This window comes from Vibrio sp. 10N.286.52.F8, assembly GCF_041468745.1.
Classification (GTDB): Bacteria; Pseudomonadota; Gammaproteobacteria; order Enterobacterales; family Vibrionaceae; genus Vibrio; species Vibrio crassostreae_C.
Genome location: NZ_JBFRJF010000044.1, coordinates 115,428 through 136,941 on the forward strand (window position 1 = coordinate 115,428; position 21,514 = coordinate 136,941).

At 42.4% G+C, this 21,514-nt stretch carries 23 protein-coding genes; 14 read left to right on the top strand and 9 right to left on the bottom strand.

What is annotated here, in order from left to right; translation table 11 throughout:
* The first annotated feature begins 9 nt into the window (after window positions 1-9).
* The gene (pyrE, locus tag AB4133_RS19640) at window positions 10-651 is read left to right on the top strand and encodes an orotate phosphoribosyltransferase (RefSeq protein ID WP_017059267.1); all 642 of its coding nucleotides are present in this window, start codon (window positions 10-12) and stop codon (window positions 649-651) included.
* An 84-nt stretch (window positions 652-735) separates the two neighbouring features.
* Here the strand turns inward: pyrE and lpxL are convergent, their stop codons facing one another.
* The 3 genes from lpxL to coaBC all read right to left on the bottom strand — a co-directional run bounded on the left by lpxL (window position 736) and on the right by coaBC (window position 3,727).
* Window positions 736-1,716, bottom strand: coding sequence for an LpxL/LpxP family Kdo(2)-lipid IV(A) lauroyl/palmitoleoyl acyltransferase (lpxL, locus tag AB4133_RS19645; protein ID WP_372225436.1), 981 nt, complete (start codon window positions 1,714-1,716; stop codon window positions 736-738).
* A gap of 39 nt (window positions 1,717-1,755) precedes the next feature.
* The gene (gene slmA, locus AB4133_RS19650; RefSeq protein WP_004741428.1) at window positions 1,756-2,346 is read right to left on the bottom strand and encodes a nucleoid occlusion factor SlmA; all 591 of its coding nucleotides are present in this window, start codon (window positions 2,344-2,346) and stop codon (window positions 1,756-1,758) included.
* Window positions 2,347-2,485: 139 nt separating this feature from the next.
* A complete protein-coding gene (coaBC, locus tag AB4133_RS19655) occupies window positions 2,486-3,727 on the bottom strand; it encodes a bifunctional phosphopantothenoylcysteine decarboxylase/phosphopantothenate--cysteine ligase CoaBC (RefSeq protein WP_065584549.1) in 1,242 nt (413 codons plus the stop codon).
* A gap of 223 nt (window positions 3,728-3,950) precedes the next feature.
* On the opposite strand from coaBC, the gene radC reads away from it, so the two are divergent.
* The 6 genes from radC to AB4133_RS19685 all read left to right on the top strand — a co-directional run bounded on the left by radC (window position 3,951) and on the right by AB4133_RS19685 (window position 7,971).
* Window positions 3,951-4,625 (top strand): DNA repair protein RadC, encoded by a 675-nt coding sequence (gene radC, locus AB4133_RS19660; protein ID WP_371714015.1) that lies wholly within the window; start codon window positions 3,951-3,953, stop codon window positions 4,623-4,625.
* Between the two features lie 291 nt (window positions 4,626-4,916).
* Window positions 4,917-5,153 (top strand): 50S ribosomal protein L28, encoded by a 237-nt coding sequence (gene rpmB / locus AB4133_RS19665; protein ID WP_004728407.1) that lies wholly within the window; start codon window positions 4,917-4,919, stop codon window positions 5,151-5,153.
* 13 nt (window positions 5,154-5,166) lie between these two features.
* Window positions 5,167-5,334: a 50S ribosomal protein L33 gene (rpmG, locus tag AB4133_RS19670; RefSeq protein WP_002535344.1), complete on the top strand. Its 168-nt coding sequence runs from the start codon at window positions 5,167-5,169 to the stop codon at window positions 5,332-5,334.
* A gap of 204 nt (window positions 5,335-5,538) precedes the next feature.
* Window positions 5,539-6,063, top strand: a complete 525-nt coding sequence (locus AB4133_RS19675; RefSeq protein WP_372225438.1) for a hypothetical protein — start codon at window positions 5,539-5,541, stop codon at window positions 6,061-6,063.
* Between the two features lie 2 nt (window positions 6,064-6,065).
* The gene (mutM, locus tag AB4133_RS19680; RefSeq protein ID WP_171732284.1) at window positions 6,066-6,875 is read left to right on the top strand and encodes a bifunctional DNA-formamidopyrimidine glycosylase/DNA-(apurinic or apyrimidinic site) lyase; all 810 of its coding nucleotides are present in this window, start codon (window positions 6,066-6,068) and stop codon (window positions 6,873-6,875) included.
* Window positions 6,876-6,966: 91 nt separating this feature from the next.
* Window positions 6,967-7,971 (top strand): NAD-dependent epimerase, encoded by a 1,005-nt coding sequence (locus AB4133_RS19685; RefSeq protein WP_372225440.1) that lies wholly within the window; start codon window positions 6,967-6,969, stop codon window positions 7,969-7,971.
* Window positions 7,972-8,037: 66 nt separating this feature from the next.
* On the opposite strand, the gene coaD is transcribed toward AB4133_RS19685, so the two are convergent.
* Complete coding sequence (gene coaD, locus AB4133_RS19690; RefSeq protein ID WP_010433787.1) at window positions 8,038-8,520, bottom strand: pantetheine-phosphate adenylyltransferase; 483 nt, start codon at window positions 8,518-8,520, stop codon at window positions 8,038-8,040.
* 1 nt (window position 8,521) lies between these two features.
* Window positions 8,522-9,604, bottom strand: coding sequence for a glycosyltransferase family 9 protein (locus AB4133_RS19695; protein WP_372225442.1), 1,083 nt, complete (start codon window positions 9,602-9,604; stop codon window positions 8,522-8,524).
* Window positions 9,605-9,700: 96 nt separating this feature from the next.
* Here AB4133_RS19695 and AB4133_RS19700 point away from each other — a divergent pair, with 96 nt between their 5' ends.
* Entirely contained in the window at window positions 9,701-10,414 is a 714-nt protein-coding gene (locus tag AB4133_RS19700; RefSeq protein ID WP_372225445.1) for a 3-deoxy-D-manno-octulosonic acid kinase, read from the top strand.
* 56 nt (window positions 10,415-10,470) lie between these two features.
* On the opposite strand, the gene waaA is transcribed toward AB4133_RS19700, so the two are convergent.
* On the bottom strand, window positions 10,471-11,733 hold the full coding sequence (gene waaA / locus AB4133_RS19705; RefSeq protein ID WP_372225447.1) for a lipid IV(A) 3-deoxy-D-manno-octulosonic acid transferase: 1,263 nt from the start codon (window positions 11,731-11,733) through the stop codon (window positions 10,471-10,473).
* Between the two features lie 116 nt (window positions 11,734-11,849).
* On the opposite strand from waaA, the gene AB4133_RS19710 reads away from it, so the two are divergent.
* From AB4133_RS19710 to AB4133_RS19725, 4 genes are read left to right on the top strand one after another with little or no spacing between them, the layout of a single operon-like run.
* The gene (locus AB4133_RS19710) at window positions 11,850-12,905 is read left to right on the top strand and encodes a CDP-glycerol glycerophosphotransferase family protein (protein ID WP_372225448.1); all 1,056 of its coding nucleotides are present in this window, start codon (window positions 11,850-11,852) and stop codon (window positions 12,903-12,905) included.
* A 58-nt stretch (window positions 12,906-12,963) separates the two neighbouring features.
* Window positions 12,964-14,064 (top strand): glycosyltransferase, encoded by a 1,101-nt coding sequence (locus AB4133_RS19715; protein ID WP_161679396.1) that lies wholly within the window; start codon window positions 12,964-12,966, stop codon window positions 14,062-14,064.
* 24 nt (window positions 14,065-14,088) lie between these two features.
* Window positions 14,089-15,141 (top strand): glycosyltransferase family 52, encoded by a 1,053-nt coding sequence (locus AB4133_RS19720; protein WP_372225450.1) that lies wholly within the window; start codon window positions 14,089-14,091, stop codon window positions 15,139-15,141.
* Window positions 15,134-16,231, top strand: coding sequence for a glycosyltransferase (locus AB4133_RS19725; protein ID WP_372225452.1), 1,098 nt, complete (start codon window positions 15,134-15,136; stop codon window positions 16,229-16,231). The genes AB4133_RS19720 and AB4133_RS19725 overlap by 8 nt, the downstream gene beginning before the upstream one ends.
* On the opposite strand, the gene AB4133_RS19730 is transcribed toward AB4133_RS19725, so the two are convergent.
* The 3 genes from AB4133_RS19730 to rfaD form a co-directional block, all read right to left on the bottom strand.
* A complete protein-coding gene (locus AB4133_RS19730) occupies window positions 16,179-17,369 on the bottom strand; it encodes an O-antigen ligase family protein (RefSeq protein WP_372225453.1) in 1,191 nt (396 codons plus the stop codon). The genes AB4133_RS19725 and AB4133_RS19730 overlap by 53 nt on opposite strands.
* Window position 17,370: 1 nt before the next feature.
* Complete coding sequence (lpxM, locus tag AB4133_RS19735) at window positions 17,371-18,324, bottom strand: lauroyl-Kdo(2)-lipid IV(A) myristoyltransferase (protein ID WP_372225455.1); 954 nt, start codon at window positions 18,322-18,324, stop codon at window positions 17,371-17,373.
* Between the two features lie 134 nt (window positions 18,325-18,458).
* On the bottom strand, window positions 18,459-19,400 hold the full coding sequence (gene rfaD / locus AB4133_RS19740) for an ADP-glyceromanno-heptose 6-epimerase (RefSeq protein WP_372225457.1): 942 nt from the start codon (window positions 19,398-19,400) through the stop codon (window positions 18,459-18,461).
* Between the two features lie 153 nt (window positions 19,401-19,553).
* Here rfaD and AB4133_RS19745 point away from each other — a divergent pair, with 153 nt between their 5' ends.
* Together AB4133_RS19745 and AB4133_RS19750 are read left to right on the top strand one after the other, a co-directional pair.
* On the top strand, window positions 19,554-20,717 hold the full coding sequence (locus AB4133_RS19745) for a nucleotide sugar dehydrogenase (RefSeq protein WP_372225459.1): 1,164 nt from the start codon (window positions 19,554-19,556) through the stop codon (window positions 20,715-20,717).
* A 108-nt stretch (window positions 20,718-20,825) separates the two neighbouring features.
* Window positions 20,826-21,464: a TetR/AcrR family transcriptional regulator gene (locus tag AB4133_RS19750; RefSeq protein WP_372225461.1), complete on the top strand. Its 639-nt coding sequence runs from the start codon at window positions 20,826-20,828 to the stop codon at window positions 21,462-21,464.
* Window positions 21,465-21,514: the final 50 nt, after the last annotated feature.

The window sequence follows — 21,514 nt, forward strand, 5'->3', positions numbered from 1 at the left end:
AGGAAAAACATGAAAGCATATCAACGTGAATTTATTGAATTTGCACTAGAGAAAGAAGTACTTAAGTTTGGTGAGTTTACTTTAAAGTCTGGCCGCAAGAGCCCTTACTTCTTCAATGCTGGATTGTTTAATACAGGTCGTGACCTAGCGCGCTTAGGTCGCTTCTACGCAGCAGCATTGGCTGATTCTGGCATTGAGTTTGATGTACTATTTGGTCCTGCATACAAAGGTATCCCAATTGCAACGACGACAGCGGTTGCACTAGCGGATCACCACGATGTAGACACGCCTTACTGCTTCAACCGTAAAGAAGCGAAAAACCACGGTGAAGGTGGCAACCTTGTCGGTAGCGCGCTTGAAGGTCGCATCATGTTAGTGGACGACGTGATCACTGCAGGTACTGCGATTCGTGAGTCGATGGAAATCATCCAAGCAAATGGCGCTGATTTAGCGGGCGTGCTTGTTGCTATCGACCGTCAAGAGAAGGGCAAAGGCGAACTGTCTGCGATTCAAGAAGTTGAGCGTGACTTCGGTTGTGCGATTATCTCAATCGTTAGCCTGACTGACTTGGTGACTTTCCTTGAAGAGAAAGGCACAGACGCAGCACATCTAGAGTCAGTAAAAGCGTACCGCGCTCAATACGGCATCTAATACTACTCGTAATTAGACTATAGAATGCACAAGGGGCTGATGATTCATCAGCCCCTTTTCTTTTGGTTCAGTATTCAGTATTCATTATTTATAACGAATGCCGCGCTCCACTTCTGGGTCTTCCATGGTCTTAAAGCGCTTGTGCAGCCACATCCACTGTTCTGGTGCTCTTAAGATAATCTTCTCAAGGTAGCGGTTCATGTAGGCGGCAGCCGCTTTCTCATCTTTCTGTGGATAGTCATCTTCGATCGATTCATCGGCCATGATCTCATACTTGCCATCGGCATTTCTAAAACCAGAACCCGGAACAAGTGCGCATCGGCTCGTATAAGCCAGAATACTAGTGCCTGTTGTAGTACATGCATCTTCTACAGCGAAGAAAGGCACAAACACAGACTTGTTACGACCGTAATCATGATCCGGTAGGTAGAAAAGGATCTCACCCTGACGCAGGATTCGAATCATACGCTTCACGTCTTTACGGTGAATCAGGCGGTTGCCGTTTTGAGTACGACCACGGTATTGAATGAATTCATAAGCCGGATTGTTGTGCGGGCGATAAACACCTAAACCTGAAATACCGAGAACAGCCATTGCTCGCGCAGTGATCTCTAGGTTTAAGGCATGCACACAGCATAGAAGAACACCTTTATCGTTAGCTTTGTGCGTACGCAGTGTTTGGGTGTCTTTATCTACTAGGATGCGCTTGAAGCGCCACGTAGGCCAAAACCAGGTAATGCCGGTTTCGATGAGTGCCATACCTGTGTTCTTAAAGTTCTCACTGACCATTGCCGCGACTTCATCTGCTGGCTTGTCTGGGAAGGCGAGCTCCAAGTTACGTGTTGCTACCGCGACGCGCTTTTTACCATAGCGAGCACCCAAAGAGCCTAACGATCGGCCTAACAGCAGTAAGAGGCGATAAGGGAGAACGTTAACAATAAGCGCCAATAACCCAAAACCAAACCATACACCCCAATATTTAGGGTGAAGTAGAGCTAGAGTAAAAGGCGGCTTAGTAATCACGTGTTGTGCTGTGCCGTTTGCTGAAGAAGTTTTCGTCGTCATAACCATCACTTAAGATTTGATTGCCACTTAATTTGATTGCTACTTAATCTGAGCGCTTAGCAGTGCCCAATAAGCATCAAAGTTTTCTGTTGGTTGATATTTGAAGTCTGAGCGAACAAATCGATTCAAGCTGCCTTCAACTTGACCGAGCAGTTGAGCGGCTAAGATTTTCTCATCAACCGGGAATGATTTCCCTTCACGAAGCTTTCTTTCACGCAGGATCTGGCGAAGTTGCGTCTCAATGCGTTCGAAAAGTTGGTTGATGCGATCACGCAGGCGTTCATTTTCAAACATTAGAGCATGACCAGATAAAATTCGAGTCAGGCCTGGGTTACGTTCTGAGAAAACTAAGATAAGTTGTAGTACTAGGCGTATGCGCTCTAGCGTGTCTTTCTCTTCATCCAGAATACGGTTGATTCGAGACATCAACGCTTCTTCAATGAACTCGATCAGGCCTTCAAACATGCGGGCTTTGCTTGGGAAGTGGCGGTATAACGCAGCTTCAGAAACACCCACTTGCTTGGCCAACTTTACCGTTGTGATACGAGAAGCACCTTCGGTCGATTCCAACATTTGTGCGAGAGCTTGTAGGATTTCTTCACGACGGTTTGATTTTCGAGTACCAGCCATCTATTTACTTCCTTTCCTAAAGATGAGGATTGAGTGAAGAAGGATTATAAACACCATTCAATTCTGTTTCCTAGTTTTGTAAGCCCTAGGTCAACAGAATCGAGAGGTGTCAGCAGATTATCAGAGCAAATTTGTGCGTTTATACATTAATAAGCTGTTGGATCTGATCGAGGATCTGGAAACCAAGTGTGTCTTTGCTTTCCAGTGGCAGAGATTTATCGCCGCCTTTCCAATAAAGGTGCAGCTCATTGCTACTGCTATTGAAGCCTTGGCCTTCAACTGAGACGTCGTTGGCGCAGATCATATCGAGGTTCTTTCTTTCCAGTTTACCGCGTGCGTACTTCTCAACATCTTGAGTTTCTGCTGCGAAGCCGACAGTAAATGGGCGACCTTCGGTCATTGAAGCGACAGAAGCGACAATATCTGGGTTTTTAACCATTTGAATGGTCATGTCGTCTTTACCGTCGACCTTTTTAAGCTTTTGGTCTGCAATGGTCTCAGGGCGGTAATCGGCAACTGCGGCGCAGCTGATGAAAATATCGTGTTGAGAAGCGTTAGCAGTAACGGCATCAAACATCTGTTGTGCGCTGTCGACATCAATACGATTAACTTTATTTGGCGTTGCTAATGAAACAGGGCCGCTGATTAGAGTCACTGTTGCGCCTTGTTTCGCGGCTGCTTCAGCCAGTGCATAGCCCATCTTGCCCGAGCTGTGGTTGGTAATGTAACGCACCGGGTCAATCGCTTCACGAGTCGGGCCTGCAGTAATAAGCACAGAACGGCCAGCAAGTGGCTTAGGTTGGAAGAAGTCTTCACAGCGATGCACGAGCTGCATTGGCTCTAACATACGACCCATACCGACATCACCACACGCTTGCTCGCCAGCCGCTGGCCCCCAAACTTCACAACCACGACGTTTTAGTGTCGCAATGTTCTCTTGAGTCGCAGGGTGGCTGTACATTTGTTGGTTCATTGCCGGAGATACCGCAACTGGCGCATCGGTTGCTAAAACCAAAGTGGTCAGTAGGTCGTTACCCATGCCCGCTGTCATACGAGCAATCAGGTCTGCGGTTGCTGGCGCTAGTAATACCAAATCAGCCCATTTTGCGAGCTCAATGTGCCCCATGGAAGCCTCAGCAGCAGGATCAAGCAAACTATCAGACACTGGCCTTCCAGAGACGGCTTGCATGGTGAGAGGAGTAATGAACTCCTTGGCTGCATTCGTCATCACGACTTGTACTTGTGCTCCACGTTCAATTAAGCGTCGAGTCAGTTCGGCACATTTATACGCAGCGATACCACCACTAATGCCAAGTAGGATTTTTTTCCCAGCCAGGCCTTGTAGGTCAGCGTTATCCAGTTGATTAACCAATGTTTGCATGATTCTGTTCCTTAATTTCTCTGCGACTTACGATATCAGAACAAAGGATAAGTGCCTAGAAGCAGAACTCGAACAGAGTTGACGCTCATCAAGTTGGTGTTATCAAACTTATCAATTACACGATTTTGTTAGTGTCTCGTTTCCTTTGATCTCTATCGAAGGATCTCTGATTACGATCTCATTAAGGTGATGGGTTGTGTTCATGACCAATGATTGTCTTTATATGCCAATAGATAAAATACCTGCCGAATCGATGCCGAGAGAAAAGTTGTTAAATAGAGGGCCTGATTCTTTGAGTGATGCTGAACTGCTCGCGATATTCCTGCGAACAGGGACACAAGGAATGAACGTCTTGGAACTCGCTGACAAGTTGATCAAAGACTTTGGCTCACTCCGTCATCTTTTTTCAGCAACACAGGAAGAGTTTTGTGCTCATAAAGGGATGGGGCAGGCCAAGTATGTTCAATTACAGGCTGTGTTAGAGATGACGCAGCGCTATCTAGCAGAGACGTTATCTCGTGGAGATGCGCTCACGAGCCCTAGCCATACTAAGCTTTATCTCTCGAGCATGTTGCGCGATCGCCAGCGAGAAGCCTTCTATATATTGTTCCTCGATAACCAAAATAGGGTAATAAAGGGCGAGGTGATGTTTGAAGGAACCATCGATGCCGCATCGGTTTACCCGAGGGAAGTGGTTAAACGGTCACTTCATCACAATGCGGCGGCATTAATTTTGGCTCACAACCATCCTTCGGGTGTTGCAGAACCAAGCCAAGCCGATAGGCGGATTACACGTCGATTAACCGATGCACTGGCGCTGGTGGACATACGAATACTCGACCATTTTGTGGTTGGAGATGGCGAAGTTGTCTCTTTTGCAGAACGTGGATGGATTTGAATCACATTTTAGGTTGTTAGTTGCGTTAAATCTGCTATTATTCCGCCCACATTTTTAGACCTAAAATCAGCTCTGATTACTCAAGCAAGCTGCGCTGCACAAAAAAAGATCACGAAATCCGTAAAAAGGATCTGTTCGGGTCTTGAGCAATGCGTGTCAAGTTAGTATAATGCGCGACCTTTGATAGCCTTGTATGGATTTTCCATAACGGTTTTTACCTTCTATTTTAATTGATAGAGAGGTTCGGCCACCAAGGTTGATATCGAGCTGAAACGATTGGAGAAGACATTCATGTCCCGAGTATGCCAAGTAACTGGTAAGCGTCCAGTAACGGGTAACAACCGTTCACACGCACGCAATGCTACTAAGCGCCGTTTTCTGCCGAACCTACAAACTCATCGTTTCTGGGTAGAGAGCGAAAAACGTTTTGTTAAACTACGTCTAACTGCTAAAGGCATGCGTATCATTGATAAGAAAGGCATCGATGCTGTTCTTGTTGATATCCGTGCACGTGGCGAAAACGTTTAAGAGGAATTAAGCAATGGCTAAAGGCATTCGTGAGAAAATTCGTCTAGTATCTTCTGCAGGTACTGGTCACTTCTACACAACTGATAAGAACAAGCGTAACATGCCAGGCAAATTTGAGATCAAAAAGTTTGATCCAGTAGTTCGCCAACACGTTATGTACAAAGAAGCTAAAATCAAGTAATTGATGCTTTTTTTGCTCTTCTTCAGTAGAAGAAAGAATTGAAAAACCCAGTTTAATCGCTGGGTTTTTTTATATCTAAAATTTGAGTAACTCAATTGTTCTTGCTTGATATAGCGTCTGATCGATAGAAAACTGCACAACATAGAAAGTATTGCCACTTTCACGATATACTGAATGTTCAATAGGTTAGATGAGCAGAATCAGATGAGATATCGTGGACGCCGGTGGAACAACATACTCATGTTCAGTGTGATCGCTTTTATTGGCGTGTTAAACCTTCCAACATTGATCAAAGCGTACCTTATCGAACCTGAACCGCAGGTTGATAGCCCTTATCCTTATCTCCTGAATCCAGCGGCAGAGCTTCAAGCGCTGCACTTTGCTGAGTGGTCTGTCATTCAACAAGACAATCAATGGGTTTACCAGTTTAAAGGTACAGACTTCCCTCAAACCACCAATGCACAAGAGTTGTCACAACGTTGGAAAGAGCTTGTGGGCACGGAAGTCGACTCACAGACCTACACAGACCTTACGCCTCGGTTAAATACACCACACACCATCGAAGTATGGTATCAAGACCAAGAAGAGCCCCAGCGTATTACCTATTATCAATTGCCTGAGTTCTGGTTGTTAAAAAACTGGAATGATCAGTGGTTGGCGGTGTCTATTGAAGAGAGCTACCTGTTTCCAAGCTTTAACGCTAACCACTCCTCTAAATCGGACGACTAACTATGCCTGAATTACCCGAAGTCGAAGTAAGCCGTATGGGGATCTCGCCTCATTTAGTTGGCGAGACCATTAAAACCCTTACTTTTCGCACGCCTAAGCTGCGTTGGGATATCCCACAAGAGTTAAAAGCATTAGAAGGGCAGGTGATTCGCTCTATCTCGCGCCGTGCAAAGTACCTATTGATTGAAACGGATACTGGCACTGCCATTGTTCACCTTGGTATGTCTGGCTCACTACGCGTATTAGATGCTGACTTCCCAGCAGCAAAGCACGATCACGTGGATCTTAAGCTCACTAATGGAAAAGTACTACGCTACAACGATCCACGTCGTTTTGGCGCTTGGCTGTGGTCTGCTCCCGACGAAACACACCCTGTGTTACTCGGTTCTGGCCCTGAACCACTAACCGATGACTTCAACGCTGACTACATTGCTGAGAAAGCAGAAAAGCGTAAAGTGGCCGTCAAGCAGTTCATCATGGACAACAAAGTAGTGGTCGGTGTCGGGAATATCTACGCTAACGAAGCCTTGTTCTCTGCAAAAATCCACCCGTTACGATCGGCAAACAAAGTGACCAAAGCCGAATGGATCTTGTTAACCGATGAGATTAAACAAGTACTCGCAACGGCTATCAAGCAAGGTGGTACTACGCTGAAAGATTTTTCTCAGGCTGATGGTAAACCAGGCTACTTCGCACAAGAGCTGCAAGTGTATGGTAAAGCAGGTGAAAAGTGTCCAAGCTGCGAAGCATTGATTCAAGAGCTAAAAATCGGACAGCGCAATACGTTTTATTGCGAAGAGTGCCAAGTATAGAAAATCTGAACTCGTGTTCACTTTTTATTGCTAGTCGATAGGCTAGCGAGTGGCTACAATTGTACTAATTATATGAATTGAGAATAGTAGAATGAAATATTTAGTAACTGGCGTTGCTGGTTTTATTGGCTCTGCAGTGTCAGAGCGACTATGTGCGGCAGGGCATGAGGTTGTTGGTATCGATAACCTAAATGACTACTACCAAGTCTCTTTAAAGCATGACCGCCTTAAACGTATCGAACATGAAAACCTGACCTTTATCGAGCTGGATCTCGCTGATAGAGAAGGTATCGCTGAGCTTTTCGCACAGCAAAAGTTTGACCGCGTGATTCACTTAGCGGCGCAAGCTGGCGTTCGTTACTCAATTGATAACCCAATGGCGTATGCCGATAGCAACCTTGTCGGTCACTTAGCTATTCTTGAAGGCTGTCGCCATAATAAGGTTGAACACCTCGTTTATGCTTCATCGAGTTCCGTTTATGGCTTGAATCAAAAAATGCCATTCCATACAGCAGACAGTGTTGATCACCCGATTTCACTGTACGCCGCGACTAAGAAGTCGAATGAGTTGATGGCGCATACCTATTCTCATTTATACGACGTACCAACGACAGGTCTTCGCTTCTTTACGGTTTACGGCCCTTGGAGTCGCCCTGATATGGCGATGTTCAAGTTTGCGAATCTAATCGTAGCGGGCAAAGAAATCGACATTTATAACAACGGCGACATGATGCGTGACTTCACTTATATCGATGATATCGTTGAAGGTATTATTCGTGTTCAAGATCGTATACCAGCCAAGCAACCAGATTGGACCGTTGAGCAAGGGTCACCAGCAACCAGTTCTGCTCCGTATCGCGTGTTTAACATCGGTCATGGCAGCCCGGTTAAATTAATGGACTACATCGAAGCATTAGAAGGTGCTCTAGGTGTTGAAGCGAAAAAGAACTTCATGCCAATGCAACCAGGTGATGTGTACGCGACTTACGCTGATACGGAAGATTTGTTTGAAGCGGTTGGCTATAAACCTCAAGTGAAGATCCAAGAAGGCGCGAAAGCTTTTGCGGATTGGTATAAAGCTTACTACTCACTATAAGAGTTAGTTTCTCTTATAAAAATAGCGCTCAATGAGCGCTATTTTTTTCGGTGTGGGTAAAGAGAATTACTTGGCAGTCTTCAGCTTTATCTCGGCTGCCACCTTTTGTGGTACAAACTGGCTAATATCCCCTCCGTGTATAGCGACTTCACGAACAATGGTTGAAGAGAGGAAAGCATACTCTTCTGAAGGGGTCAGAAATACGCTTTCAAGGCCAGGTAGGAGCTTACGATACATGCTAGTGAGACCAAACTCGTACTCAAAGTCCATGGTTGTTCTTAGACCACGTACTAATACGTTTGCTTGCTGCTGTTTAGCAAAGTCGACTAGTAACCCTGAGAATCCCTCTACAGATACGTTAGGTAAGTGAGACACCGCATCACGTAACAACTCTACACGTTCATCTAACTCAAACATGGTTTTTTTACTTGGGCTCGCTGCTACTCCAACAGTGATATGGTCAAACATGCTAGCGGCACGAACAATGATATCAAGGTGGCCATTGGTCACCGGATCAAAAGTTCCTGGATAAATAACGTGTGTGCTCATTTTAGCTGTCCTTGCTTAATGTAGTGTTCGAATTCGGTGCTTTACTAGAGTTTAAGGCCTTATCGAGTTGCTGCTTTACCATATCGAGTGTGATGTCTTTCATCAGGTCATCGCCTTTAGCACGGGTTCCCCATGGAAGGTCTGCGACTAGTTTACCTTGTTGTGCTTCTACGTGCTGTTGATAAACACTCACTACGATATCGAGATCGTTGTAAGGTCCTGTTCTACGAGGGTCGCTGTGTGCGTACAAGCCGATTACAGGCGTTGACTGCGTAGTTGCCAAGTGGGCTGGGCCAGTATCAGGTGCCAATACCACCGTTGCATGTTTCAGTACGGCAGTCAGTTGCTTCAAGTTCGTTTTGCCAATCAAGTTGGTTACTGGCGACTGGCATAATTTTTCGATGTCGCTACCAAGGTTAACTTCTCTTGGTGCCGGAGAACCACATAACACCACTTGCATGCCTTGTTCGACAGCATAATCAGCAATAGCTGCATATCGCTCAGTTAACCAATTGCGTGAATCTTTGCTTGCAGCTGGGGAGATAACCAAGGTCGGCTTGTCTGCCATGGTGCTAATTGCGAGTTGTTCATCTTCAGGTGTTAAAGGGATATCCCATTGAGGCTTATCGAAGGGGGCACCAATGTAGCGAGCAAATTCGGCAAAGTTATCCAACACATGAAACTTATCTGAAATAGGTAGATGGTGGTTGGTAAAGAGTGACTGCATTTCACGAGTACGGTTTTTGCCAAATCCCACTTTGCACTTCGCCTTTATTCCCCAAGATAGCACGCTGGCTCTGAGTGCGGCTTGCATATGCAGAAGTGCATCAAATTTACGATCAGATAGCTGACGCCATAATTCACGCATTCCTTTGAAGCCTTGTTTCTTATCGAAAACAATCACCTCAATACCGGGTAGATCGCCGATCAGCATGGCTTCTATTTTGCCCGTTATCCAAGTGATTTTCGTTTCAGGCCACTGCTTCTGGATGGCTTGAACCACAGAAATAGCATGACAAACATCGCCAATCGCGGAGAGGCGAAGTATGCAAAGAGATTGAGGTGCAGTTGAGAACAGTGACATAAAGTGCCCGAAAAAAGTGAATAACATCAGAATTATGCAGATACTCGCATTAGTTGTAAAATAGCAATGACGAAAAGCGACCCAAAGGCCTCATAGATGGAAACGATTAGCACCAAGAACCAAACAATTTGGTACGACCCTGAACTTTTGGCTCAGGTACCAGAGGGCGATATCGCTCAGATTTTTGAGGCTGAATATTGGCAGCAACAAGACGCCATTTCAGGCAGTGCTCAAGGACGCGGTACCACATGGTTCATTCAGCTTGATGGAATACAGGCCGCATTGCGCCATTATCGCCGTGGCGGATTGTTTGGGAAGCTAGTCGAAGACCAATATCGCTTCTCTGATTGGGAAAGCACGCGCTGTGCGATGGAGCTTAATGTTCTCAAGGCATTGGCAAACTCAGGTGTGAATGTACCGAAGCCCATTGCTGCTAGAGCCATTAAAAGCGGACTACTTTATCGAGCGGACTTAATGTCTGAACGAATTCCCAATGCCAAAGATCTGGTTGATGTCTTGGTCAATGGCCCGATAGATGCGGATGTTTATCGTCGAATTGGCCAAGAGGTACGCAAGATGCACGATGCTGGGGTTAATCATACCGATCTCAACATTCATAATATCCTGCTTGATGACTCGCAAAGGGTGTGGATTATTGACTTTGATAAGTGTGGTCAGCAAGCGGGTGATGACTGGAAAGAAGGCAACTTGAATCGCTTAAAGCGCTCGTTCTTAAAAGAAGTGAACAAGCGCCAGATTCAATGGCAAGAGCAGGATTGGGAACCGTTATTGCAAGGCTACCAAGGTTAGTTGCTGTTAGTTAAGAGTGGTGACTAGCTAAGAAGGCCATTAGCTAAGAATGGTCATTAATTAAGAATGTATGCCAAGGTTTTATCCAACGCCCCTCGGTTCTGCTCAACCACTTGATAAGCCGCTAAGCCTCTGTTTTTACGCAAGTAAGGCTGAGAGAATAGCTCTCTTAGCTGGCCTGCAATTTCATTACTGTTTTGACAAATAGTGACAGCTTGAGCTTCAAGTAGTTTGTCTGTGATCTCGCTAAAATTAAAGTAGCTAGGGCCATTCAGTAAGGGTAGCTGTAGAGCTGCTGGTTCTAGAAGATTGTGGCCACCTACCTTATCGCCTACAAGGCTTCCTCCCATAAAACACACATCAGCACCACCGAGTAGTACTAACATTTCTCCCATCGTATCCGCTATATAGACTTCAATATCAGAGGCGATGGGATGTTGGCTCGTTCGAGTGATGGTATTGAACTGGTGCTGCTTAGCCAACTCAGTGACTTGACTAAATCGCTCAGGATGGCGAGGAACAATAACGAGTAACGCAGTTGGGTGGTCTTTTAGAAGCTGCTTATGAGCGTCTAAGATAATCTCATCTTCGCCTCGGTGAGTGCTGGCCGCTATCCATACACAGCGCTCAGAGCCAATTGTTTCACGTAGCGCTTTGCCTTTTTCAACCTGCTCAGAAGAGACCTCAATATCAAACTTGATGGAGCCAGTCACATGCACTGATGCTTTATCTAATCCTAGCCTTACAAAACGTTCTGCATCACTAGGATATTGACAGAGCACTTGAGAAAGGTTTTTCGCTAGAAGGTTAAAGACAGATTGGAATTTAGCATAACGCTGGCACGATCGTTCAGATAGGCGAGCGTTGAGTACCGAAATCGGTATTCCGGCTTTCGCAACGCAATGCAGTGTGTTTGGCCACAACTCTGTTTCCATTATCAACATTTGCTTTGGTTGGACGACTTTAAGAAAGGCTCGAATACACCAAGAAAAATCAATCGGCATGTAACGATGCTCGACCAAATCACCAAGTTTGGCTATTTGCTCAGCACCTGTACTCGTTGTCGTGGTGACAATGATGGCTTGATCTGGTGCTTGTTGTTTCAATTGCTTGATGATTGGCGTTGCGGCAATCGACTCGCCTACGGATACGGCATGAATCCAAATAGGATTTTTACCATTGATTGGCGGTGTGATGCCGAAATGCTCTTTCCAACGTTGGCCGAAACTCGGTTTTCCAGGTTTGTTCTTATAAAGCCCATACAGCAGTAGCGGAGAAGCTAATGACAATATGAGAGTATAGAGAAGTCGTATAAGCATAATAAATCGAGACACTAATTAGGTAAAAATGAAGAAACATCGTTGATTCTTCTTATCTTAAGTTAGAATGTAGCCACACACTAGTTATTAGAGAATGCTCATTAAAGGTTAATATTGTGAACTGCCAAAACCGTCGTTATTTGATGTACATATCCCAAAATTATTCATTTGCTATCTTACGTCCACTGCAGAAGGTGATTTTAGAGAACCAAGGGGAAGTACGTTGGTTCTTGGAGGGCAAGGAAGTTGATGAAGATTTTTTAACAGATGATGAAATTCGACTAGATAGCATCAACGATATAAATAAGTGGAATCCAGATGCTGTCTTTGTTCCTGGGAATGTGGTTCCTAGTTTTATCCCAGGGGTTAAGGTGGGAGTCTTTCATGGTTTTGATTCTGGGAAAAGAGAAGGAAAACATTATGCGATTCGAGGTAGTTTTGACCTCTATTGCACGCAAGGGCCGCAAACGACTGAACCATTTTTAAAATTAAAAACTAAACATGGATTTTTCGATGTAAAAGAAACAGGTTGGCCTATGTTAGATCCGTTGTTTTCTAAACAAAGTGACAATCCATATTTAAATGAGCACGACTCACGACCAACCGTTCTGATGTGTTCCACATTCTCTCGTAACCTAACTTGTGCTCCACACTTATACGATGAAGTAAAACGAATGTCTGAAAGTGGGAAATGGCGGTGGTTAGTACAGTTTCACCCTAAAATGTCATCTGATATTGTTGATATGTATAAATCATTAGAGAGTGAAAACTTAACGTTTGTTGAAACGGATAACGTGATTCCACTTTTACAGGCCGCTGATGTAATGTTGTGTGATACATCTTCTGTGTTACTAATGTTTTTGCTTCAAAGGAAGCCAGTGGTAACATTTCGTAATCAGAACCCTATGCCTCACCTGCACAATATTGAGAATAGTAATGATGTAGAGCAGGCGATAGAATATGCGTTAAGCAAACCTGACTCTTTAATGAAAGAGGTTGAGGATTATTCTGAGTTTATTCATCCTGACCAAGATGGACAGTCTAGCAAGCGTGTACTTAATGCGACTAATGAACTCATCGAGTCAGGGTTAGGCTCACTAAAAAGCAAGCCACTAAATTTAATACGAAATTTTAAGCTGAGAAGAAAACTCGGTTATTGGAGATGGTGGTAACGCTTTGGAGCTATGAGTCATGCATTCTAATTGCCCAATGATTAAGTGATAGAGAAATATGAAAAAAATTAAGCTACTCGCCGTAACCCATCACAGTCGCCCTAATATCAACCCTATTCGACCTGAGGCCTCTCAAATCATTGGCTTACATCATTCTGGAGCCGTAGATGTGACGGTTCTTTGTAATCCAGGCTCAGGGTTGATAGATTATTTTGAAAAGCAGGGTATTAAGGTTTTAACTGATCCGTTAGATAAAAAATTATCGACTTCTACGATAAAAAAGATTCGACAGCTCATTACCTCTGAAGATATCGATATTCTTCACCTATTTAATAATATTGCTTGCAGTAACGGGGCAACGGCAGCTATAGGCACCAAAGCTAAAGTTATTGCTTACCGAGGACAAACTGGCAATGTCAGTCGGTTTGATCCAGCAAGCTACATAAATATGCTTCATCCAAGGTTGAATAAAATCATATGCGTTGCCAATAAAGTGCGAGATGATCTAAAACAGCATGTTTGGGGAGATAAAAACAAACCTGTGACCGTGTACAAAGGGCATGATCAATCGTGGTATCAGAAATCGGCAGCTGATCTGTCATCACTCAACCTTCCTAAGGATAGCTTTAAGCTATCATTGGTTGCCAACCTCAGACCGCGAAAAGGCTTGCATGTACTAATGGACGCAGTTCGTCTTTTACCAACAGATATCAATCTTGATGTATTGCTTGTAGGCGCCGATCCTAAATCTGAAAAAATACAAGAAATGATAACTCGTAGCGGTAAGCCAAACCGAATTCATGCTTTAGGGTACCGTACAGACGCCCCTGAGGTTGCTGCCGCTTCTGATTTAACTATTTTGCCAACAACTAAACGTGAAGGCTTATGTCGAGCGGTTTTGGAAGCGAACTCATATGGTGTGCCAGCGATTGTATCTGATACTGGCGGTAACGCTGAATTAGTGGCAGATGGTGAAACAGGGCTGGTGGTAGCTCCAGGTGACGCTCAGCAGCTTGCCGATGCCATACTTAAGCTCTATAACGACCGAGAGTTGTGTCTGCAGTTCGGCAGAGCAGCAAAGCAACGCGTTATCGATAAATTTAATGTAGAACAGGGTGTTCAGGCAACGCTAGATGTGTATCGAGAGTTGCTGAAATAACGGTTAATAGAAGAGTCAAGACTGATGGATTTATATATATGCTCTACCTTGCGTCACTTTATGTTCTCCCTTTTAAGAGCAAAAAAAAATGCCGACCAAAAGAGCCTAATTGTTATGATTCTTGACCAACAAGGGTTAGGTGAACGACAGTTTGATTTATCGGCTTTGCCTAATTCGGTGTCTGTAAAACTTGTTAATAGAAAAGCATTGTTAAGACAAGCGTATAGTGGACCGGTAGGGTTTATACATAAGTTATGTTCAACGGCTTTGATTTCAAATACATATTTCAAGCGCAGAACAAGAAAAGTGGTACTTGAGGAAGAGTTAGGTTTTGATAGGAATACGGTCATTAACCTCTTCTTGTTTAATGATAGAAATAGATTAGCTAGATTATTGAGACTAATAGTAGACCAATATCAGGTGATCGAAGATGGACTATCAAACTATAGTGGTTCACCATTGAATATTGTAGAGCGTTTCTTTTCAAGGAACCGGCAGTACCGATACATTGGTGATGATGATCGTTGCCTTAACATATTCTTATTGAATAAGGAGTCTGCTCCAAAGGTCATTAAGCACAAGGTCAAAGCCATAGATTTTGTGGATACCGATGTTGTGAATGATCTGCTGTTACCTATTTTTAAAATTGATCGTTCTAACTTCGAAGATTTCCCTAAAGTTATTATCGCTACGCAACCTATATCGATAGCTGATATGAGTGCAACGGGATATGATTTAAAGGTGTACCAAGAGATTGTAAATAAACTGGAACAAAATAACATTTCATATCAATTCAAAGTTCATCCTAGAGAGAGAGAAGATAAGTATAGGAATACTTTTCCCCTTGCGACATTTATAGATAGTAAAATCCCATTGGAGTTGTTGCTGTTTTCACAGAGGGATAAGATCAATATAGTATCTATATATTCCAGTGCAGGGATGGGGTTCGAAAGTTTTTGTAATCGTATAACTCTGATTAATGATGAAGAAGCTGATCGTCAAGACGAAATATACCTGAAATGGCGTAACAATATGAGTGATGTTAAGCAAAGGCTAGAGGAAGTAAATTTTGGTTAGAAAAATGGTTTTTGTAGTATCAGCCTTGAAAGGTGGTGGTGCTGAAAAGTTTGTGCTTAACCTTTACAAGGCAATGGAAAAGTATCAAGGCTATGAGTGTCATATTGTCTCTATAGATAAAGCTGTTGAACATGATATTGATGGCTACAGAGTACATTTTGTTAGTGATTTCTGTAACGTATCAAAAAAGGGCCTACGTCGTTTATCGTACAAGAAAAATATAGCTAGATCTGTAGAACAATACATAATAAGAAATATATCAAAAGATGCATTTGTTTTGAGTAACATGCTTTTGGCAGATAAAATCATGTCTAAAAGTACCTTACGAGTACACCATATTATCCATAGTTCGTATTATTCAGCATTTTTAAAAGGAAGAAATTGGCTTAAAGCAATAAAAATAAAAAGTCAAATTAACTCGATTTATAAAAACCACCCTTTGGTATTTGTTTCAAAAGCTTCACAGTTTGAGTATGAAGATAACTTCGCAACAAAAACAAAAAATAAAGTAATATATAACCCTATAGAGGTTAGTGATATAGAAGCTATGTCAAAACTAAATACTGATATTGATATTACTCAAGATTATTTTGTTCATGTAGGTCGTTTCAATAGAGCTAAAAGGCATGATAGATTGATAGATGCATATAGTCAGTTGTCAAGTCATTCGACTAAACTTTTGCTATTGGGAGGAGGTTCAGGAATGTCTGCCGTTAAGCTTCAGGTGAATAACATGGGCCTAAAAGATTTTGTCGTATTTGGTGGCTTTAGTGATAACCCTTATCCTTATATAAAAAACGCAAAGGCATTAGTGCTTACCTCTGATTTTGAAGGGCTACCAACAGTATTGATAGAGGCTATAGCTCTTGGTACACCAATTATAACGACAAACTGTAGTGGCGGAGTATTAGAGATTGTTGATGTGAATAGTAAAGCTGTAGTTAAAGATAATGACCCATCTGCAATTGCTCATGCTATGAACTTGGTTGGTGAGAGGCCTGATTGTTTTAAATCAAGCTTATCTCATAAGTTTTTAGCTAGTGAAGTGGCTTTGAAGTATCATAATTTGAATATTTCCACATATTGCTAATAAATATATAATTAAAAAGCAAAATTGGCATTAAAATTATAGGCTGATTTAAAGGCACATCTGTAAGGCATGATAGAACTATAAGTAGAGTTAAGTAAAAGACTAAACCCCTATTTTTTTTCTTGTTTCTGTATGCAACTATTAATGGTGTTACTAATAGTAGTAGCATACTAACTAATCCAACGACACCCGTTTTCACGAGCTTATCAATGAATTGGTTATGGTAGTGATTTGGTGAAAACGTAATTAAACTATCATCAACAATACCTTTTTTATTGAGGTCTATTAATACTTCTTTGTGAGAATCGCCTAGGCCATAAATAGGGCTTTCTACGAATGAATATTTTGCAGAACTCCACATTTGAAGTCTAAGACCAATAGAAGAAGTCATATCGCCATTAGATATTTGTTGAATTTCAATTAATGTAGAATTAAGTCTATTTTCGATTAGCTTATAGCTTAGTGATATCGCTAATATAAAAGGTACTAATATAATGGCCATGTGGCTAGGCTTTAATCTATTGGGTTTATATAGATGAACTGTAATCATTAAAAATGAAACTATAAATACGGGGATTATTGCCCCTCTAGTTTCAGTAATAAAGATACCTATTAATAATAAAACATAGGAAGCAAATAGTAAGTATGACATTCTATGCAATAAAAAGTATAAAGAGATAATTGAAAAAATTGTAAGAATGGTGGCATATGGTATTGGATTGAAGATCTGAATACCTCTTGGAACTTCAAGTGCGAATTTATTATAGACTAATATAGAAAAAGAAATACTAGCTCCGAATGAAATTAATGCAATTAGTTTTTTCTTATCAATTATGAATTTAGGAGTAAATAATAGGTAAAGAAAAATTGCGATATAACTTCTTATTTCTCCAGAGCCAAAGCCAATAGTTAAATACATTGTTGAACCAACTAATATATTTATAATTATTGCCAAAATATAAGGATGGCTTAGTTTTTCTTTGAAGTTATAATTTTTGTAATAGATTATACTTGTAATAATAGAAAGTAAGATTATTGGAACAATAATCTTACTTCCATTGGGAGTGATTAAAAATCCACTAAAAACCCAAACTATAGGTAATAAAATAATACTATCGACGACTTTTTTTATATTCATTTTACTTATAAGGATTGAGATTACTTTCAGGACGAGTCTTAAGCAGCCTTAAGATCCACATATATTGCTCTGGTTTTTTACTCACATAATCTTCAATACATTGATTCATCATACGTGCATCTTGTTCTTCACTTCCTGTTGGAAATGGTAGAGCAGGGTAAAAGTCTAAGGTGTATTGGCCCGTGTTACTATCGTATTGAGCAAACAAGGGAACAATTTTAGCTTTGCTCAGTTTAGATAGACGGCCAAGGCCTGAGATGGTCGCTTTTTGTGTCGCAAAGAAGTCAACGAAGACACTGTGCTCACGGCCAAGATCTTCATCAGGGAGGTAGTAACCCAGGTACCCATCACGTACCGACTTGATGAAAGGTTTTATACCACCACTGCGATCATAAACACGACCGCCGTATTGCACGCGTTGTCGGTGCATTAGCCAGTCACTGAGTTTGTTTTTTTGTGCTTTTGCCATGGCTGATACCGGAAGGTTGCGCGATGCCAGCAATACCGCTGGAATATCGATAGCCCATGTGTGCGGAACCAACAAGATCACATTTTCGCCACTGTCTGTAATATCGGTTAGGTTACTCAGGCCGTTTATCGAAGTGTTATTCTCTAGCCAAGTTTTACTCTTGAGTGTCAGTGAAGCAAATCCCATCAAAAATGAGATGGAAGTAACGTATGACTGATAGAGAGTTTCTTCGCGCTCTTCGATAGATTGCTCAGGGAAACACATCTCAAGATTCACTCGAGCCCGGCGGTTAGCCTTATTCTTAATTTTTACAGCTTGCTTAGCCATAAACTTAGCTAATGCTAAACGAATGCTATTAGGTAAGAAGCAGACTAAAGACGATAACAAAACAGCAATCCAAGTTCCCCAGTATTTAGGTGCTAGAAACCCCCATTCAAACTCAGGATTGTAAGCTTTTGGATCAAAATCATTGCGTTGTGTGGTCATTCATTTACTACATTATTTAAATCAGAGAGTTAACTTTATATCGGTTACTCTGGGAATGATTATATTCGTTAGACATTCCCAATAATACACGCTAAAAGTAGGGTGTATTATTGGTCCTAATCTGAAATATACCGTTAAGCGTTTACGATCTTCATGTACTCAGCAACGCCATCGGCTACTGCTTTAAACTCGATATCGCAACCTGTACCGCGAAGCTTAGTTAGGTCTGCTTGAGTGAATTCTTGGTAAGCACCTTTCAAATGGTCAGGGAAAGGAATCGTTTCGATTTCGCCTTTATCATGGTGCTTGATAACTGCCTTGGCGACTTCCTCAAACGACTCAGCATTACCAGTACCTAGATTAAAGAGGCCAGATACCCCATTCTCTAAGAACCACAAGTTGACCGCCGCGACATCACCGACATACACAAAATCACGTTTGAAAGTTTCGCTACCTGCAAACAACTTCGGGTTTTCACCGGCGTTCATTTGATTGTTGAGATGGAATGCGACTGAAGCCATGCTGCCTTTGTGTTGCTCGCGTGGACCATAAACATTGAAGTAACGAAACCCTACGATTTGTGGTAGCGTTTCGTTGTGCGCTGCAGCATCCGCGGTTAAGCGGCGAACGTAGTTATCAAATTGTTGTTTTGAATAGCCGTAGACATTCAATGCACCTTCGTACTCTCGCTCTTCAATGAAAGTATCGGTTTCACCGTAAGTCGCCGCTGAAGAGGCATACAAGAAAGGGATTTCACGCTCAACACAGTAATGAAGTAGCTCTTTTGAGTATTCATAGTTGTTGAGCATCATGTATTTGCCATCCCACTCAGTGGTAGCAGAGCATGCACCTTCATGGAAAACAGCTTCAATGTGACCGAAATCATCACCAGCCATGACTTGAGTTAGGAAATCATCACGATCCATGTAATCTGTGATATCTAGGTCGACAAGGTTCTTAAACTTCTTGCCATCTTTTAAGTTGTCGACGACTAGAATATCGTTGTGGCCCGCTTCATTGAGCGCCTTAACAATATTGCTGCCAATCATGCCAGCACCACCCGTTACGATAATCATAACTTTCTAACTCTTTTGAATACAAAACTCCCACCAGTATAGCAAGAATTGGATAAAGCGGGCTAGTGGAATAATTCCCCAACCGGAGTATGATACGGCAAGCTAAGTTATAAAATTATGTTGAGTTAATGACTCTAAACTATAGGTATTATCATGAAGATTGCAGTAGCCGGTACCGGATATGTGGGTCTGTCGAACGCTATGCTGTTGGCACAAAACCATGAAGTTATAGCGGTAGATATTATTGAAGACAAAGTGACAATGCTGAACAACAAGCAGTCGCCGATTGTTGATAATGAGATTGAGCACTTTCTGTCAAACAAGACTTTGAATTTCAAGGCAACAACAGACAAAGCCGCATACAAAGATGCCGAGTTCGTTATCATCGCAACACCTACTGACTATGACCCTAAAAATAATTATTTCAACACTTCCTCCGTTGAATCTGTTATTAAAGATGTAATGGGCATAAACCCGAATGCTGTGATGGTGATTAAATCGACTGTACCAGTCGGTTACACAGCGCAGATCAGAGAGGAGCTAGGTTGCAAAAACATTATGTTCTCCCCTGAGTTTTTACGTGAAGGCAAAGCCCTATACGATAACCTACACCCATCACGAATTATCGTGGGTGAGTGCTCTGAACGCGCTAAAGTGTTTGCGAACCTTCTGGTTGAAGGGGCAGAGAAAGAGAATATCGATGTTTTGTTTACCAATTCAACAGAAGCTGAAGCGGTAAAACTATTCTCTAATACTTATCTCGCGATGCGTGTTTCTTATTTCAATGAACTTGATTCTTACGCGGAAGCGCATGGTATGGACTCACGTCAGATCATTGAAGGCGTTGGTTTAGATCCTCGAATTGGCAATCACTACAACAACCCTTCGTTTGGCTACGGTGGCTACTGCTTACCCAAAGATACCAAACAGCTATTAGCGAACTACCAAGATGTACCAAACAACATTGTCGGTGCCATTGTTGATGCTAACCGTACCCGCAAAGATTTTATTGCGGATTCAATCATCAAGCGTTCTCCTAAAGTGGTCGGCATCTATCGCTTGATCATGAAGGCAGGCTCGGACAACTTCCGTGCTTCTTCAATTCAAGGGATCATGAAGCGCTTGAAAGCTAAAGGTATCGAAGTTGTTGTGTTTGAACCGGTATTGAAAGAAGAGCACTTCTTTAACTCGAAAGTCTATTCTGATCTTGCTGAGTTCAAAGCGGTGTCCGATGTGATTGTTTCTAATCGAATGGTAGAAGAGATCGCAGACGTAGCAGACAAGGTTTACACACGAGATCTGTTTGGTAGTGATTGATTTGGTTCTATTTTAGCTAGTGCTAATTAGACCAGATGTTAACAGCTCGATCTATCTGTTTAGTGGCGATATACTGAACCACTAAACGGATAGGGATACTAATAAATAATGAAAACACGTGACAAGATTGTTTACGCTGCTCTAGAGCTTTTTAATGAGCACGGTGAGCGTAGTATTACGACCAATCATATTGCTGAGCATATCGAGATTAGCCCTGGTAACCTCTACTACCATTTCCGCAACAAGCAAGAAATTGTCCGTGATATCTTTACTCTTTATTCTGCTGAATTGCTTGAAAGGTTCACACCGATTCAAGGCCAACAAGAAAGCCTGACGTTACTAAAGACTTACTTAGATTCTATCTTCACACTGATGTGGAAGTACCGATTCTTCTATGCGAATCTGCCTGAAATATTGTCACGTGATGAAAAACTCCACCTTGATTACATGGCCGTGCAAGAAAGATTACAAACCAACCTTGTCGATATCATGAGGGCTTTTGTTGAGTTGAACTTGCTCAAAGCAACGGATGCGGAAATGAAGTCGATGGTGACTTCTCTTCACTTGATCGCATCGGGTTGGTTGGCGTATCAGTCTGCGATGTCTCCAAAAGCCCAAATTACCGAGCAAGTCGTTCATCAAGGAATGCTGCAGATGATAGCCACCGTTAAACCAATTGCGACCGCGCAAGGTTTTGAACAGCTGACATTATTAGAAGATGGTGTAAGGGCGTTGAACTCAAATTAGAAAGATACGAGTAATGAAGATCGGGAAAGAGCAGATTCGAGTAGCGAGAT

Bases quoted from the DNA above. Each gene is read 5' to 3' on its own strand.
- slmA (WP_004741428.1), bottom strand. From the start codon at position 2,346: ATGGCTGGTACTCGAAAATCAAACCGTCGTGAAGAAATCCTACAAGCT.
- AB4133_RS19730 (WP_372225453.1), bottom strand. From the start codon at position 17,369: ATGAATATAAAAAAAGTCGTCGATAGTATTATTTTATTACCTATAGTT.
- rpmB (WP_004728407.1), top strand. From the start codon at position 4,917: ATGTCCCGAGTATGCCAAGTAACTGGTAAGCGTCCAGTAACGGGTAAC.
- AB4133_RS19685 (WP_372225440.1), top strand. From the start codon at position 6,967: ATGAAATATTTAGTAACTGGCGTTGCTGGTTTTATTGGCTCTGCAGTG.
- rpmG (WP_002535344.1), top strand. From the start codon at position 5,167: ATGGCTAAAGGCATTCGTGAGAAAATTCGTCTAGTATCTTCTGCAGGT.
- radC (WP_371714015.1), top strand. From the start codon at position 3,951: ATGCCAATAGATAAAATACCTGCCGAATCGATGCCGAGAGAAAAGTTG.
- coaD (WP_010433787.1), bottom strand. From the start codon at position 8,520: ATGAGCACACACGTTATTTATCCAGGAACTTTTGATCCGGTGACCAAT.
- AB4133_RS19695 (WP_372225442.1), bottom strand. From the start codon at position 9,604: ATGTCACTGTTCTCAACTGCACCTCAATCTCTTTGCATACTTCGCCTC.
- rfaD (WP_372225457.1), bottom strand. From the start codon at position 19,400: ATGATTATCGTAACGGGTGGTGCTGGCATGATTGGCAGCAATATTGTT.
- mutM (WP_171732284.1), top strand. From the start codon at position 6,066: ATGCCTGAATTACCCGAAGTCGAAGTAAGCCGTATGGGGATCTCGCCT.
- AB4133_RS19700 (WP_372225445.1), top strand. From the start codon at position 9,701: ATGGAAACGATTAGCACCAAGAACCAAACAATTTGGTACGACCCTGAA.
- coaBC (WP_065584549.1), bottom strand. From the start codon at position 3,727: ATGCAAACATTGGTTAATCAACTGGATAACGCTGACCTACAAGGCCTG.
- AB4133_RS19745 (WP_372225459.1), top strand. From the start codon at position 19,554: ATGAAGATTGCAGTAGCCGGTACCGGATATGTGGGTCTGTCGAACGCT.
- lpxM (WP_372225455.1), bottom strand. From the start codon at position 18,324: ATGACCACACAACGCAATGATTTTGATCCAAAAGCTTACAATCCTGAG.
- AB4133_RS19715 (WP_161679396.1), top strand. From the start codon at position 12,964: ATGAAAAAAATTAAGCTACTCGCCGTAACCCATCACAGTCGCCCTAAT.
- AB4133_RS19675 (WP_372225438.1), top strand. From the start codon at position 5,539: ATGAGATATCGTGGACGCCGGTGGAACAACATACTCATGTTCAGTGTG.
- lpxL (WP_372225436.1), bottom strand. From the start codon at position 1,716: ATGACGACGAAAACTTCTTCAGCAAACGGCACAGCACAACACGTGATT.
- AB4133_RS19720 (WP_372225450.1), top strand. From the start codon at position 14,089: ATGGATTTATATATATGCTCTACCTTGCGTCACTTTATGTTCTCCCTT.
- pyrE (WP_017059267.1), top strand. From the start codon at position 10: ATGAAAGCATATCAACGTGAATTTATTGAATTTGCACTAGAGAAAGAA.
- AB4133_RS19750 (WP_372225461.1), top strand. From the start codon at position 20,826: ATGAAAACACGTGACAAGATTGTTTACGCTGCTCTAGAGCTTTTTAAT.
- waaA (WP_372225447.1), bottom strand. From the start codon at position 11,733: ATGCTTATACGACTTCTCTATACTCTCATATTGTCATTAGCTTCTCCG.